14 protein-coding genes and 1 tRNA gene are annotated in these 13,965 nt (G+C 67.1%); 7 read left to right on the plus strand and 8 right to left on the minus strand.

Translation table 11 applies throughout. The annotated features are described in order from the left end of the window. The first annotated feature begins 432 nt into the window (after window positions 1-432). The 6 genes from argS to ACK3BB_RS10865 all read left to right on the plus strand — a co-directional run bounded on the left by argS (window position 433) and on the right by ACK3BB_RS10865 (window position 6,600). Window positions 433-2,178 carry an arginine--tRNA ligase gene (gene argS, locus ACK3BB_RS10840; RefSeq protein ID WP_428924665.1) on the plus strand — a complete coding sequence of 582 codons (1,746 nt, stop codon included), beginning with the start codon at window positions 433-435 and terminating at the stop codon, window positions 2,176-2,178. A 131-nt stretch (window positions 2,179-2,309) separates the two neighbouring features. Continuing rightward, complete coding sequence (locus tag ACK3BB_RS10845) at window positions 2,310-3,392, plus strand: SPOR domain-containing protein (RefSeq protein WP_428924666.1); 1,083 nt, start codon at window positions 2,310-2,312, stop codon at window positions 3,390-3,392. 4 nt (window positions 3,393-3,396) lie between these two features. Then, on the plus strand, window positions 3,397-4,407 hold the full coding sequence (locus ACK3BB_RS10850) for a glycoside hydrolase family 3 N-terminal domain-containing protein (protein WP_428924667.1): 1,011 nt from the start codon (window positions 3,397-3,399) through the stop codon (window positions 4,405-4,407). Then, a complete protein-coding gene (locus ACK3BB_RS10855; RefSeq protein WP_428924668.1) occupies window positions 4,400-5,191 on the plus strand; it encodes a segregation and condensation protein A in 792 nt (263 codons plus the stop codon). Before ACK3BB_RS10850 ends, ACK3BB_RS10855 begins: the two co-directional genes overlap by 8 nt. Window positions 5,192-5,250: 59 nt before the next feature. Then, window positions 5,251-5,931: an SMC-Scp complex subunit ScpB gene (scpB, locus tag ACK3BB_RS10860; protein ID WP_428928722.1), complete on the plus strand. Its 681-nt coding sequence runs from the start codon at window positions 5,251-5,253 to the stop codon at window positions 5,929-5,931. A 69-nt stretch (window positions 5,932-6,000) separates the two neighbouring features. After that, on the plus strand, window positions 6,001-6,600 hold the full coding sequence (locus ACK3BB_RS10865; protein WP_428924669.1) for a hypothetical protein: 600 nt from the start codon (window positions 6,001-6,003) through the stop codon (window positions 6,598-6,600). A 64-nt stretch (window positions 6,601-6,664) separates the two neighbouring features. Here the strand turns inward: ACK3BB_RS10865 and ACK3BB_RS10870 are convergent, their stop codons facing one another. The 8 genes from ACK3BB_RS10870 to ACK3BB_RS10905 form a co-directional block, all read right to left on the minus strand. Beyond that, window positions 6,665-7,738: a 2'-deoxycytidine 5'-triphosphate deaminase gene (locus ACK3BB_RS10870; RefSeq protein WP_428924670.1), complete on the minus strand. Its 1,074-nt coding sequence runs from the start codon at window positions 7,736-7,738 to the stop codon at window positions 6,665-6,667. Between the two features lie 73 nt (window positions 7,739-7,811). Then, window positions 7,812-7,888: transfer RNA gene (locus ACK3BB_RS10875), tRNA-Pro, on the minus strand. A gap of 180 nt (window positions 7,889-8,068) precedes the next feature. Continuing rightward, window positions 8,069-9,322 (minus strand): MerR family transcriptional regulator, encoded by a 1,254-nt coding sequence (locus ACK3BB_RS10880; RefSeq protein ID WP_428924671.1) that lies wholly within the window; start codon window positions 9,320-9,322, stop codon window positions 8,069-8,071. 26 nt (window positions 9,323-9,348) lie between these two features. Beyond that, window positions 9,349-9,651 (minus strand): integration host factor subunit alpha, encoded by a 303-nt coding sequence (ihfA, locus tag ACK3BB_RS10885; RefSeq protein ID WP_428924672.1) that lies wholly within the window; start codon window positions 9,649-9,651, stop codon window positions 9,349-9,351. 213 nt (window positions 9,652-9,864) lie between these two features. After that, complete coding sequence (locus tag ACK3BB_RS10890; protein WP_428924673.1) at window positions 9,865-10,836, minus strand: beta-ketoacyl-ACP synthase III; 972 nt, start codon at window positions 10,834-10,836, stop codon at window positions 9,865-9,867. Window positions 10,837-10,839: 3 nt separating this feature from the next. Continuing rightward, window positions 10,840-11,940, minus strand: coding sequence for a phosphate acyltransferase PlsX (gene plsX / locus ACK3BB_RS10895; protein WP_428928723.1), 1,101 nt, complete (start codon window positions 11,938-11,940; stop codon window positions 10,840-10,842). A gap of 58 nt (window positions 11,941-11,998) precedes the next feature. Then, window positions 11,999-12,205: a 50S ribosomal protein L32 gene (gene rpmF / locus ACK3BB_RS10900; RefSeq protein WP_428924674.1), complete on the minus strand. Its 207-nt coding sequence runs from the start codon at window positions 12,203-12,205 to the stop codon at window positions 11,999-12,001. A 256-nt stretch (window positions 12,206-12,461) separates the two neighbouring features. Beyond that, complete coding sequence (locus ACK3BB_RS10905; RefSeq protein WP_428924675.1) at window positions 12,462-13,046, minus strand: YceD family protein; 585 nt, start codon at window positions 13,044-13,046, stop codon at window positions 12,462-12,464. 86 nt (window positions 13,047-13,132) lie between these two features. Between ACK3BB_RS10905 and ACK3BB_RS10910 the strand changes: the two genes are divergently transcribed. Further along, entirely contained in the window at window positions 13,133-13,603 is a 471-nt protein-coding gene (locus ACK3BB_RS10910) for an outer membrane protein assembly factor BamE (RefSeq protein WP_428924676.1), read from the plus strand. The last annotated feature ends 362 nt before the right edge of the window (window positions 13,604-13,965 follow it).

Consider the following 13,965-nt stretch of genomic DNA (forward strand, 5'->3'; position numbering starts at 1 on the left):
GCAGGACCACCGATCTGGTGGGTGGGTGATCGAACAGGGTGGCCTGAGACGCCGGCGCGGCGGGAAACCGGTCGGCGCCATGCCGCAGCAATGGTCGGGAATTCGGGGCGACGTGAACCCGGGCCGGGCCGTATCACGGTAGAAACCGAGCCGGTCCGTATCGCCGCAGTCATACAGAAGTCCGCAGGGCATTGTCGGGCGGGGCAGGACCAATGCGCCAGGCCGGTGACTCTGCCGTGGCGCATTGCCGGGCCGGGCATGATAGGCTGGCAGGGCGCGCACAAAGATCCGGCTGCCAGATCCGCCAACCCCGCCGCACAACCCGGCAGGACGCCGCGCGATCGCTCCCCGGGCGGGGGCGTTCGGCGGGCGCATGGTTGACCGCGCATGCCCACATGATACATCGCGCCAAACGCCGCGAGGATACCCGAGATGAACCTGTTTGCCGACATCCGCACCGTCGTGCTCGACGCGCTGACCGCCATGGTCGCAGCGGGCGACCTGCCCGAAGGGCTGAGCTTGGACAACGTGGCGGTCGAACCGCCGCGCGATGCGGCCCATGGCGACATGGCCACCAATGCCGCGATGGTCCTGGCCAAGCCGGCCCGGCAAAAGCCCCGCGACATCGCCGACAAGCTGGCCGCCCGCCTGGTCGCCGATCCGCGCATCGTCTCGGCCGACGTGGCCGGCCCCGGGTTCCTGAACCTGCGGCTGGATGCCGGCGTCTGGCAGGGCGTCTTTGGTGCCGTGCTGGCCCAGGGCACGGCCTTTGGACGCTCGGCCATGGGGCAGGGGCGTAAGGTCAATGTCGAATATGTCTCGGCCAACCCGACCGGGCCGCTGCACGTGGGTCATACCCGCGGCGCGGTCTTTGGCGATGCGTTGGCCAGCCTGCTTGATTACGCAGGTTACGACGTGACTCGTGAATATTATATCAACGACGGCGGTGCCCAGGTCGATGTGCTGGCCCGCTCGGTCTACCTGCGGTACCTCGAAGCCCATGGCCAGGACGTCGAATTCCCCGATGGCACCTATCCCGGCGACTACCTGATCGAGGTCGGTCAAGCGCTCAAGGACAAGGTCGGCGATGCCTTTGTCGGCAAGGGCGAGAAATTCTGGCTGGAAGAGATCCGCGAATTTGCCACCGCGGCGATGATGGACCTGATCCGCTCGGACCTGGCCGCGCTCGGCGTGCAGATGGATGTCTTTTACTCCGAGAAATCGCTCTATGGCACCGGCCGGATCGAGGCCGCCCTGCAAGAGCTGGAAGGCAAGGGCCTGATCTACGAAGGCGTGCTGGAACCGCCCAAGGGCAAGACGCCCGAGGATTGGGAACCGCGCGAGCAGACGCTGTTCCGCTCGACCGATCACGGCGACGATGTCGACCGGCCGGTCAAGAAATCGGACGGGGCCTGGACCTATTTCGCGCCCGACATCGCCTATCACTACGACAAGATCACCCGCGGCTTCGACATGCTGATCGATGTCTTCGGCGCCGACCATGGCGGTTATGTCAAACGGATGAAGGCCGCCGTGTCGGCCCTGTCCGAAGGCAAGGTGCCGCTGGATATCAAACTGACACAACTTGTCAGATTGTTCAAAAACGGCGAGCCGTTCAAAATGTCCAAGCGGGCCGGCAACTTCGTCACCCTGCGCGACGTGGTCGACCAGGTCGGCCCGGACGTGACGCGCTTTGTCATGCTGACCCGCAAGAACGACGCGCCGCTGGATTTCGATTTCGACAAGGTGCTGGAACAGAGCCGCGAGAACCCGGTGTTCTACGTGCAATATGCCCACGCCCGGGTGAACTCGGTCCTGCGCCGGGCGACCGAGGCCGGGGTGGCTTGCGACGATGCCGCGCTGGCCGGCGCCGACCTGGCCCGGCTGGACCACGAGGCCGAGCTGGGCCTGGCGCGGAAATTGTCCGAATGGCCGCGCCTGGTCGAGATCGCCGCGCGCACCAACGAACCCCACCGGGTGGCCTTCTATCTCTATGAACTGGCCGGCGATTTCCACGCGCTGTGGAACAAGGGCAATGACGAGCCCGGCCTGCGGTTCCTGCAGGAGGACGATCCGGCCACAAGTCAGTCCAAACTGGCGCTGGCCCGGGCCGTTGCCGTTGTTATTTCCGCCGGACTTGGTATTCTTGGCGTGACTCCGGCGGACGAAATGCGGTGAATGGCCAAGGGCTTGCACGACAGGCCCGCAGCCTTCGCAAATAACACCCGCAAGCCGCCGGACCGAGGCAGAGCAGAGCGTCGCAACGAGGCCGGACAAGCGCCGGATTCGGGCGAAGCAGTGAGGCGGACATGGCACATGATGATTACGCGCCCCATCCGGGCGTGGACGAGGGGCGTTCGGGCAACGGGCTTGGCAATGCGGTGACCGTGGCCGGGGCGGTGATGTCCCTGGCCTTCATGACCGGCGTTGGAATCTGGGGCTACAAGCTGATGGTCCGCGATGTCAGCGGCGTCCCGGTGGTGCGCGCCATCGAAGGCCCGATGCGTGTGCAGCCCGAAGATCCCGGCGGCCGCCCGGCCGATCACCAGGGCCTGGCGGTGAATGCCGTGGCCGCTAGGGGCGAGGCCGAGGCCACGCCCGACCGGCTGGTGCTGGCGCCGCGCCCGGTGTCGCTGCGCGACGAGGACCAGCCCCGCGGATTGCTTGCGGCGCCGGCCGAGACCATGGTGCAGCAGGCTTCGGCCGAGACGCTGGAAGACGACGACGACCAGCTGCCGTCGATCGATGCCGATGACGAAGTGCTGCAACAAACCGCCCTGGCCAAGCTGGTTGACGAATTGACAGATGGTGTCAGCCCGTTGGAAAGCCTGTCCGGCGACGGCGTCGACATGTCGATCCCCGCGCCTGACGTCGATTGGCCCGAGGTGCCGGTCGAGGATGACAGCGCGCTGTCGGATATCGACGCGCCCGAAGAGGAACCGCAGACCCCCGCGCAAGAGGCCGAGCCCGAGGTCGAGGACAACGTGCCCGCCGCGGTGGTCACCGCCCCGGGCATCAAGCGGTCGGTCCGGCCGATGACCCGGCCGGCATCGCTGTCGACCCGCCCGGCCGCGCCGCAGGCTGCCGACACGCCCGCCGCCCGGCCCGACGTGGCCGAGATCGACCCCGAAAAGCTGATCCCGGGCACGCGCCTGGCCCAGCTGGGCGCCTATGACAGCCCCGAGGTCGCCCGCGGCGAATGGGACAAGCTGGCCGTGCGCTTCGGCGATTACCTGGAAGGCAAGTCGCGCGTGGTCCAGAAGGCCGCAAGCGGCGGCCGGACCTTCTATCGCCTGCGGGCCATGGGCTTTGAAGACCTGTCCGATGCCCGGCGCTTCTGCTCGGCCCTGGTGGCCGAAGGCGCCGATTGCATCCCCGTGGTGACTCGGTAGGCCGGTGGCACGTCCGGGCGCAACCATACTCGATGCCGACGGGCTGCGGCTGACGGCCGAGGAAAAGGCCTTTTTCCGCGATGCCGATCCCTTCGGTTTCATCCTGTTCGCGCGCAATGTCGACGCGCCCGACCAGCTGCGCGCGCTGACCGACGAGATGCGCGAGGCCGTGGGCCGCGATGCGCCGATCCTGATCGACCAGGAAGGCGGACGAGTGCAGCGGATCTGGCCGCCGATGGCGCGCAAATGGTTGCCTCCGCTGGATTTTGCCGAGGCCGCCGGGGCTGGCGCCCCGCGCGCCATGTACCTGCGTGCCCGGCTGATCGCCGAGGATCTGCGGCGCCATGGCATCGACACCAATTGCGCGCCGACGCTGGACGTGGCCCGCGACGAGACCCATCCGTTCCTGCGCAACCGGTGCTACGGCACCGATCCCGACACCGTGGCCGAGCTGGGCCGGGCGACGGCCCGGGGTTTCCTGGATGGCGGCGTGCTGCCCGTGGCCAAGCACATGCCTGGCCACGGGCTGGCCCGGGCCGACAGCCACCACGACCTGCCGCGCGTCGGCCTGTCGCTCGAAGAGCTGTCGGACGTGGATTTCGCGCCGTTCCGCGCCCTGAACGACCTGCCCATGGGCATGACGGCGCATATCGTCTTTGACCGCATTGCCCCCGCTCCGGCGACCCTGTCGCCCGAGATGATCGCCCTGATCCGCGAGGATATCGGCTTTGACGGGCTGCTGATGACCGACGACATCTCGATGAAGGCCCTGGCCGGCACGGCGGCCGAGATCACGCGGTCTGCGCTGGCCGCCGGGGTCGATGTCGTGCTGCATTGCAACCAGCCCCTGGCCGAGCGCATTGCCGTGGCCGAGGCCGCCGGCGAGATGAGCGCGGCGGGCTGGGCCCGGGCCGAACGGGCGCTGGCCCAACGCCAGCCGCCCCGGCCGCTTGACATGACCGCCGTCGAGGCCGAGCTTGATGCCCTGTCAGGGCGCGGGCCGGGTGATGACTGAGGACCTTTTCAAGGACGACAAGCAAAGCGTCGAGGACCGGCTGGCGGCCGAGGCGCTGATCGTGGATGTCGACGGGTTCGAAGGCCCGCTGGACGTGCTGCTGACCCTGTCGCGCACCCAGAAGGTCGACCTGCGCAAGATCTCGGTGCTGGAACTGGCCCGGCAATACCTGGCCTTTGTCGAAAAGGCCAAGGCGCTGCGCATCGAACTGGCCGCCGATTACCTGGTGATGGCGGCCTGGCTGGCCTTTCTGAAATCGCGCCTGCTGCTGCCGCCCGACCCGACCGAAGAAGGCCCGACGGGCGAGGAACTGGCCGCCCACCTGGCCTTCCAGCTGGAGCGCCTGCAGGCCATGCGCGACGCGGCCGCCCGGCTGATGGCGCGCGACCGGCTGGGCCGTGACATCTTTGCCCGGGGCGTCACCGAGGACGTGACGCGCATTCGCACGGTGACCTATTCGGCCACGCTGCTGGACCTGATGCAGGCCTATGCGCGGATCAGGACACGTGACGATTTTCGTCCGTTTGTCATGGACCGGGATTCGGTGTTCACGATGGAACAGGCTCTGGACCGGATGCGCGGGCTGATCGGCTTTGCCGGCAGCTGGACGGATCTGACGTCCTACCTGCCCGATGGCTGGGGCGCCGACCCGGTGCGCCGGCGGTCGGCCACGGCGGCGACCTTTGCCGCCTCGCTTGAACTGGTGAAGGAAGGAAAACTGGAATTGCGGCAAAGCGAGACCTTCGCGCCGATCGAACTGCGCCGCCGGAAGGACGAGCGATGAGCGACACGCCCGACGACAGCCCCCAGGCCGATCCGCGGCCAAACGAGATGCGCGACGAGATGCGCGACGAGCTGGACCGCGACGACCGCGACACGCGCCCCGAAGACGAGGAAGAGAGCCTCTTTGACGCGCCGCCCATCGCCGAGCAGGAGCGCATGATCGAGGCCATCCTCTTTGCCACGGCCGAGCCGATCACGAGCCGCGAGCTTGAGGCCCGCATGCCCCATGGCTGCGACGCGGCCGAGGCGCTGGCGCATCTGCGCAAGCGCTACGAGGGGCGCGGCGTGCGGGTGGTGCGCGTGGGCGATGCCTGGGCCTTTCGCACGGCGCCCGACCTGGGCTTTCTGATGCGCAAGGAAACCGTCGAGACACGCAAGCTGTCGCGTGCGGCGATCGAGACCCTGGCCATCATCGCCTATCACCAGCCGGTCACCCGGGCCGAGATCGAGGAAATCCGCGGCGTGTCGGTGTCGCGCGGCACGATCGACCAGCTGCTCGAAATGGAGTGGATCCGCCTGGGCCGCCGGCGCATGACGCCGGGCCGGCCCGTGACCTTCGTGGTCACGCCGACCTTCCTGGACCATTTCGCCCTGGAAAGCGCCCGCGACCTGCCGGGCGTCAAGGAACTGCGGGCCGCCGGCCTGCTGGAAAGCCGGCCGCTTCCGGGATCGGGCGACGAGGATGACGAGGACGAGGGCGAGATCGGCGGCGAGGACCAGACCGAGCTCTTCGAGGACTGAAACATCTTCTTCCGGCCCTGAAAACGTCGCGATTGGGGGCTATATGTGTCCCAACCGATGGAGCGCCAGATGGACAGATACATCAACATGTTCGTGCGCATGTTCATGCGACAGATCATGAGCCGGGGGATCAACGCGGGCTTTCGGGCTGCCGAGAAACACATGGGGCAGGGCGGCAAGGGCCGCCGTGGCCAACCCGTGCAGGATCATGACGACGATTACGAGCCGCCCCGCGTGTCCAGGTCCCGGCCGCCGCGCCGGGTGACACAGGACGCGCCACCCGAACCGCCGCGCCAGCAGGCCCGGCAGGTGCGCCCGACGCTGTCGCGCGGTGACCAACCGGCCGCGCGCGCGGAGGACATGCCGCCGCCCCCGCCGCCAGCCGAAGAGGACGTTTACGTGCCACCCCCGCCGCCGCCTGCACGGCGCGCGGTGACGCAGCCCGCAACCGCGCAAAGCGACGAGGCCATCCTGACGCCGCCGCCACCCCCGCCGCCCGCGCCGGACGGCCCCTGGGGCGGGCGCGACCGGGCGCCGGACGAACAGGCGGACGACAACCGGGAAGAACCCGGCCAGGATCCCGACCGCCAGATGCGAAAGCAGGCCCAGAAAAAGGCCCAACAGGCCCGTCAGGCTGCCCGGCTGGCGCGCAAGGTCACCCGGCTGTGACCACGGGCTGACGGCCGGCGGGCGATCTCGCCCCCGGTCCGGTCGAATGTCATGTCAGAAGGGGTCAGCCCCGGAAGTGCTTGGCCAGTTTCAGGCCCTGGCCCTGGTAATTCGACGCGATTCCCGCGCCATAAAGCGTGGCCGGCGGTTCGGACATCCGCTCGTAGACCAGCCGCCCGACGACCTGGCCGTGTTCCAGCACAAAGGGCGCCTCGTGGCAGCGCACTTCCAGCACGCCCCGCGCCCCGGCGCCCCCGGCGGCCGCATGGCCGAAGCCCGGGTCGAAGAACCCGGCGTAATGCACGCGGAATTCGCCGACCATCGCCAGGTAGGGCGCCATTTCAGCGGCGTAATCGGGCGGGATATGCACCGCCTCGCGGCTGACAAGGATATAGAAGGCCCCCGGATCAAGGATGATGCGCCCGGTCTCGGAATGCACTTCTTCCCAGAAATCGGCCGGATCATAGGCCCCGATCCGGTCCAGGTCGATCAGCCCGGTATGCGGCTTGGCGCGATAGCCCACAAGGGTCGAGCCCTGCGGCCGCAGATCAACGGAAAAGCCCAGCCCGTCCTGGATCAGCGCGTCGCTGTCGACCAGCGGGCTTTGCCCGTGCAGAGCGCGCAGCGCGTCGTCGTCCAGCACCGATTGGCCATCGCGGAAGCGGATCTGGTTCAGCCGCATGCCCGGGCGCACCAGCACCGAAAAGCTGCGCGGGCAGATTTCGGCATAAAGCGGGCCATCGTAGCCGCCATGCACCCGGTCGAATTCGGTGCCCCCGTCGATCACGGTGCGGGTCAGCAGATCGAGCCGCCCGGTCGAGCTCTTGGCATTGGCCGCGGCCGAGATGCCGGCGGGCAGGGACAGGCGCTCCATCAGGGGCACGAGGTAGACACAGCCCTTTTCCAGCACCGCCCCGTCGCTCAGGTCGATGCGGTGCATTTCCAGCTCGTCCAGCCGTTCGGCGACGGTGGCATCCTTTCCGGTCAGGAAGGACGCCCGCAGGCGATGGGCCGTGTGCCCCAGCCGCAGGTCGAGGCTGGCGGGCTGGATCTGGTCGGGGAGAATGTCTGAGGTTCCCGTCAACGCGCGGCTGTCGATCAGCCGGCGGATGCCCGTGTCGGAAAGGACGCCACTCATGTGAAACGGGCTCCTTTTCCTCTTGGTTCTTTCGGGATGTTCGATCGCCGATCCCGGATTGGATCGGCGGATCTGGTCGGGCTAGCAGGACTCGAACCTGCGACCTTCCGTCCCCCAGACGGACGCGCTACCAGGCTGCGCCATAGCCCGACGTTTGAGTGTTCATAAAGATTTCGCCGGCGGGGGCAAGGGGGAATCCGGAGAGATTTGCAGGAGATTTTGCCCCCGGCGCACCTGCCGTCGCGGCAAGCAAGCGGGCCGCGCGAGCCGGCGCGGTGGGCAGGGGGAAGAGGGGTGGAAATACGGCCGGTGACCGGCACGCGGCCGGGGTTACTGGGCGGCGTGCTGGCCGGCACGGGCGGCCGTCAGGGCCTCAAGCGCCTCTGCCAGGGCAGCGATCTCGTCGTGCTGGTCGGGTGACAGGCGGTCCAGTGCGGCCAGCTGCGACAGCACGCCGGGCGCGGCGGCCACGGCATCATCCGCGGGCGGATCGGGTGCGTCGACGATGCGCGGGCGCGGGGCCTCGGGGGCCGGGTCGGCGGGCGCGTCACTGGCGGTCTCTTCCGGCTCCGGTGCCGGGTGGTCCGGCTGGCTGTCCGCGACGGGGTCGGACGGCACGGTGGCCGCAGCATCATCCTGCGGGGCAGGGGCGGGCGCGCTGTCGGGGGTGTCGGTGACCGAAGTATCCGGGGGCGTGACAGAGTCGCTGACCACGGGCTTCAGGCTGTGGCGCCGGAAGGTCGGCAGTGCAGCGGCCGGGGCATCGTCTTCGTCCGGCGTGTCGGCCGTCGGGGATTCGGCGGTGTCGTCCTGTCCGGTCGCCATGGCCGGTTCCGATGCGTCCGGCTCTGGCTCGGTCGCGAAGGGAGACGGCGGGATCGGGTCCCGCGCGATGTCGCTTTCCTCGGCCGAGGGCACGGGCACCGGATCGGCGGAGGTCTCGGGCTCGGGCACATCGGCGGGCGACTCACCCTCGGGCCCGATGGGCGCCTCACCTTCGGGCGCGTGGACGGGCGCCTCGGTCCCGGGGGCAAAGGCCGGGGTCTCGGCCTCGGGGTCGTCGATTGGGCCCATCGGGGCGGCAGGACGCCGGGCCTGAAAGGTGGGGGGCGTGTCGGGCGCGTCGGTGAAATGGCCCTCGATCACCATGTCGTCGTCGTCATCGGCCCGCACCGGCCCGCCATCGGCGCCCAGCTCAAGCTCGATCTGCCCCTGGTCGCTGACCCGCCCATCCAGGACCGAACCGCGCTGTTCAAAGGGCACCACCGTATGGGCCCGGCGCGGCCGGTCGGCGCTGACGGCCACGTCATCCAGGGCTTGCGACAGCTCGGACACCGTGGCAACGCCTTGTTCGCGCAGCACTTTCTGGACGCCCTTGATGGTCATCCCGTCTTCGTGCAGCAGCTTCTTGATGCCACCAAGCAGCAACATGTCCGCCGGGCGGTAATAGCGCCGCCCGCCGGCCCGCTTGACCGGTTTCACCTGGGTGAACTTGCTTTCCCAGAATCGAAGGACATGCGCCTGAATGCCCAACCAGTCTGCAACTTCGCTTATGGTGCGAAAGGCGTCGGGCGATTTGTCCATTCAGGCCAGGCCTTGATCGTTCCGGTTTAAGACTTGTTGCCGGCGGCAACGCGGTCCTTCATCAGGTGCGACGGGCGGAAGGTCAACACGCGGCGCGGCTGAATCGGCACCTCTTCGCCCGTCTTCGGGTTCCGCCCGACCCGGGCGGACTTGTCCCGCACGGTGAACGTGCCGAAGGACGAGATTTTCACCTGCTCCCCCCGCACCAATGCATCGGACATATGTTCCAGCATGCTTTCCACAAGCTGCGAACTTTCATTGCGGGACAATCCTACTTCGCGGAACACCGCTTCGCTCAGATCCATCCGCGTCAGTGTCTTTTCACCCATACCCTTCCCCGTGCTTTTCAGAAAGGATATGGTGAAGGCAATTTAGCTGTCAATATCAACGAATTGCGCGAAGCGGCTTCGGCGGCGAATTACCTGTTTCAACCGAAAGTTGAGTATTCATACGCCATCCGGCCCGGGCCATCGGCCCGGGTTTTGCCCGGTTTCATGCAAAACCGGGGCCCAATTGATCGGGAATCGGTTCCGCGGCTGCGCCTACCAGCGCAGAACGACGGCGCCCCAGGCCAGACCGCCGCCGATGGCTTCGGTCACCAGCAGGTCGCCGGTCTTGATCTCGCCCCGTTCGACGCCCACGGACAGGGCCATGGGAATCGATGCGGCCGAGGTGTTCCCGTGATCCTGAACGGTCACGACCACCTTGTCCATCGGCAGGCCCATCTTCTTGGCCGTGCCCTGGATGATGCGGATATTGGCCTGGTGGGGCACGATCCAGTCGAGATCAGCGGCGCTCAGCCCGGCCTTGTCCAGCGCGGTGGCAGCCGTCGAGGCCAGCTTTTCGACCGCGTGGCGGAAGACCTGGTTGCCCTGCATGCGCAGGTGGCCGGTGGTCTGGGTGCTGACCCCGCCATCAACATAGAGCAGCTCGCGATAGCGGCCGTCGGAATGCAGGTCGGTCGACAGCACGCCCCGGTCGGCGGGGGTGCCCGCGCCTGTATCGGCCTTGAGAATCAGCGCCCCGGCGCCATCGCCGAACAGCACGCAGGTCGACCGGTCGGTCCAGTCCATGATCCGGCTGAAGGTCTCGGCGCCGATCACCATCACGGTTTCGGCCTGGCCCGACACGATCAGTGCATTGGCATTGGCCAGGGCAAAGATGAACCCCGCGCAGACGGCCTGAACGTCAAAGGCAAAGCCCCTGGTCATGCCCAGCTCGGCCTGCACCATGGTCGCGGCGGACGGGAAGGTCAGGTCGGCCGTCGAAGTCGCAACGATGATCGCATCGATCTCGCCGATCTCCATCCCGGCATTGGCCAGCGCCTTGCGCGCGGCATGGGCGGCCAGCTCGGAGGTCGTCTCGCCTTCGGCTGCGAAATGCCGGCGTTCGATACCCGAGCGGGTCCGAATCCATTCGTCCGACGTGTCGAGGAAAGTTTCGAAATGGCTGTTGGGGACCACGCGTTCCGGCAGGTAATGCCCGACGCCCTGGACCACGGCACGGCTAACCATCTGTCAGGACTGCCCTTTTTTTATGCTTGTGTGTTCGACGGAGGTTTCGCCCTGACCATCATGGTCAAGGAGGTCGACGGATGCAAGCCGTGCGGCGATCTTTTGCGAAAAGTCCGACTGGGCCAGCTGGAAGGCCAGCTTGACCGCGGCCGACACCCCGGTGGCATCGGCGCTGCCGTGGGATTTCACCACCGTGCCATTCAGCCCCAGGAACACCCCTCCATTGACCCGACGCGGGTCGATGCGCTTGTTCAGCCGTTGCAGCGGGCGATAGGCCAGCATCGCGGCCAGGCGCGACAGGGGGGTCATGCGGAAGCTTTTCTTGAGCTGGTCGCCGATCAGCGCGGCGGTGCCTTCGCCGGTCTTCAGCGCGACATTGCCGGTAAATCCGTCGGTCACGATCACGTCGACCACGTCGCCGGGCAGGTCTCCGCCCTCGACGAAACCGACAAAATCATATTGCGCGCTCTCGGCATTGCGCGCGATCAGCGCATGGGCTTCCTGCAGCTCGGGACGGCCCTTGCCCTGTTCGGTGCCCACGTTCAGCAAGCCGATGCGCGGCCGTTTCAGCCCCATCCCGTTGCGTGCGTAGGACGTGCCCATCAGGGCGAATTGCAGAAGATCGCGGGCATCGGCCCGGATATCGGCCCCGGCATCGAGCATCACGTTGAAGCCCTGCGGGTTGCGCGATGGCCAGAGCACGGCAATGGCCGGGCGCGACACGCCGTCCAGCCGGCGCAGGCGCACCATCGACAACGCCATCAGCGCGCCGGTGTTGCCGCAGCTGACCGCGACGGTTGCCTCGCCATTGCGCACGGCATCCAGCGTCGACCACATCGACGTGCCCTTGCCGTGACGCATGATATGGCTCGGGCGGTCCTCCATCGTGACCACGTCCGAGGCATGCCGGATCTCGACCCGGTCCTGCAGCTTGCGCCGCTTGGCGACCAGGGCCTCCAGCTCGTCCTTCGGTCCGTGCAGGATGAAGGCGATGTCGGGATTCTTGAGAACCGAATGGTTCAACCCTGCCACGACCGCGGCCGGACCCTTGTCTCCCCCCATGGCATCGACCGAAATGACGATACGGTCGGTCCGGTCGGGCATCGGAGGCAAGGACGGCGTCACGAGGGCAGGGTCACTGAAACCTGTTCGGGGTCAGCCCTCAGGCTGCGTCTTCGTCGAGATCGATTTCTTCGCCGATCGCGACAACCTCACGGTCATCGTAATGACCGCAGGACGCGCACACGTGGTGCGGACGCTTGAGTTCCCCGCAGTTGGGGCATTCATTCGGGTTCGCGGCGACCAGCGCGTCATGGGCGCGACGGTTGTTGCGGCGCGATTTGGAGACTTTGTTCTGTTGAACGGCCATGTCTCAACCTTACCTTCTCTGGGCCCCGGCGATCCGGCGGGCCGCGTTTGCTTGTGTCACACTCTCGGGCGTGACGAGCGTTTAGGCCGCGGCCACTCGCTTGTCCAACCCTAAATTCGATGAAGGCGCGAAAATACGGATTCGCGGTTGCTGCGCAAGAGGAAACTGACCGGCAGGGGGGCGGGGCGGGCGGTTTTTGCCCTGCATGACCCTTGGTCACCGGGCATCGGCGCCCGTTGTCCGGGCCCCGGCCGGCTCAGTCTTTGCCGCTGTCGTCGTCGTCCTCGTTTTCACCGCCGGCCGAGTCGCCCAGCCCCTTCAGGGCGGCCAGCGCGGCAAAGGGCCGGGTGTCCTCGTCGGTCATCGCGGTCTTGCCCGGCTCGGTATAGACCGCATCGCCCAGTTCGGCCGTGTCGGCGCGCGGGTAGAGGGGCAGGGCCAGGGACAACGCCTCGATCATCACCGCGCCCAGGTCGATCTCGCGGCCCAGCGGTTCCTGGTCGTCATCCTCGGGCATCTCGATCTCTTCGCCCTCGGGCGTTTCCATCCCGGCGACGTACAGCCGGCGCACATCGCTTTCCACGCGGCTGGTCACCGGGGCCAGCGTGACCACGCAGGGTTGGACCACCGTGGCCCCCAGCCGGCCGGTCAGCAGCCAGTCGCGCTTGCCCTCGGCCGCGATGCGGCCTTCAAAGCGCAGCTTGCGCAGCCCTTCCAGCCCCAGTTCGGCGGCGATGGCCTTCAGGGCAGGGGCGTCGGGTTTCAGGGCAAAGGCGGTGGGGGCGGCCTGGCTCAGGTCGGCCACGCGCATCTTGTCGCCTTCGTGCTTCGCATCGGTCATTGCCGGCCTCTTTTCGTTTCTTGAACCTTGCAGGCGGATTGGGGTATCGGGATAGAAGTCATGAAACGGCAAGACAAGGGGCAGGCATGATCCTCCGCGCGACAGGTTACCGGAACGGCGTCCGGGCAGGGATGCGCTCTGCTGCGGCGCTGATGCTGGTGGCCGGCCTCGGGGCCTGCACGGCCCAGTATCGCAACCACGGGTATACGCCTTCGGATGCCGACCTGTCCCAGATCGTCGTCGGCGTCGACACCCGCGACAGCGTGGCCGAAACTGTCGGCGCCCCGTCGTCGATCGGGCTGCTGGAAAACAGCGATTATTACTATGTTTCCAGCAAGGTGCGCCTTTACGGCACCTCGGCGAAAGAGGTCGAGCGCAAGCTGGTGGCGATCAGCTTCGATGGCGGCGACGTGGTGCGCAACATCGAGACCTTCGCGCTGGAAGACGGCCGTGTCGTGCCGCTGACCCGCCGGGTCACCAACACCGGCATCACCGACAAGACCTTCCTGCGCCAGCTGCTGGGCAACATCGGCAACTTCCGGCCCGGCGGCGTCTGATCCGCCTGTTCGCTGGCGGGACTCACTTCATTCGCGCCCCTGGCCCCTTGGTGCCGGGGGCGTTTTCGTTTCGAGTCTCGCCTGGTGTCGTCCGTTGATCGGTCGCTTGCGCCTGCGCCCGTTTGGGTGCTTGCCTCTTCCTCTTCCTCTTCCTCTTCCTCTTCCTCTTCCTCTTCCTCTTCCCTTTGACCTTGGTCTCGGTCTTCCTGTTCCTGTTCCTGTTCCTGTTCCTGTTCCTGTTCCTGTTCCTGTTCCTGTTCCACTGTCACTGTCACTGTCACTGTCACTGTCACTGTCACTGTCAGTACGACTGCCGCCGCCTCTTGATGCCTTGCCCCTGCTTCCACCTTTTGGCTTGCCTG

It is taken from the genome of Marinibacterium sp. SX1 (assembly GCF_050389775.1).
Classification (GTDB): Bacteria; Pseudomonadota; Alphaproteobacteria; order Rhodobacterales; family Rhodobacteraceae; genus Marinibacterium.

Bases quoted from the DNA above. Each gene is read 5' to 3' on its own strand.
- ACK3BB_RS10865 (WP_428924669.1), top strand. From the start codon at position 6,001: ATGGACAGATACATCAACATGTTCGTGCGCATGTTCATGCGACAGATC.
- ihfA (WP_428924672.1), bottom strand. From the start codon at position 9,651: ATGGGTGAAAAGACACTGACGCGGATGGATCTGAGCGAAGCGGTGTTC.
- ACK3BB_RS10870 (WP_428924670.1), bottom strand. From the start codon at position 7,738: ATGAGTGGCGTCCTTTCCGACACGGGCATCCGCCGGCTGATCGACAGC.
- ACK3BB_RS10880 (WP_428924671.1), bottom strand. From the start codon at position 9,322: ATGGACAAATCGCCCGACGCCTTTCGCACCATAAGCGAAGTTGCAGAC.
- ACK3BB_RS10845 (WP_428924666.1), top strand. From the start codon at position 2,310: ATGGCACATGATGATTACGCGCCCCATCCGGGCGTGGACGAGGGGCGT.
- ACK3BB_RS10905 (WP_428924675.1), bottom strand. From the start codon at position 13,046: ATGACCGATGCGAAGCACGAAGGCGACAAGATGCGCGTGGCCGACCTG.
- rpmF (WP_428924674.1), bottom strand. From the start codon at position 12,205: ATGGCCGTTCAACAGAACAAAGTCTCCAAATCGCGCCGCAACAACCGT.
- plsX (WP_428928723.1), bottom strand. From the start codon at position 11,940: ATGCCCGACCGGACCGACCGTATCGTCATTTCGGTCGATGCCATGGGG.
- scpB (WP_428928722.1), top strand. From the start codon at position 5,251: ATGCGCGACGAGCTGGACCGCGACGACCGCGACACGCGCCCCGAAGAC.
- argS (WP_428924665.1), top strand. From the start codon at position 433: ATGAACCTGTTTGCCGACATCCGCACCGTCGTGCTCGACGCGCTGACC.
- ACK3BB_RS10910 (WP_428924676.1), top strand. From the start codon at position 13,133: ATGATCCTCCGCGCGACAGGTTACCGGAACGGCGTCCGGGCAGGGATG.
- ACK3BB_RS10890 (WP_428924673.1), bottom strand. From the start codon at position 10,836: ATGGTTAGCCGTGCCGTGGTCCAGGGCGTCGGGCATTACCTGCCGGAA.
- ACK3BB_RS10855 (WP_428924668.1), top strand. From the start codon at position 4,400: ATGACTGAGGACCTTTTCAAGGACGACAAGCAAAGCGTCGAGGACCGG.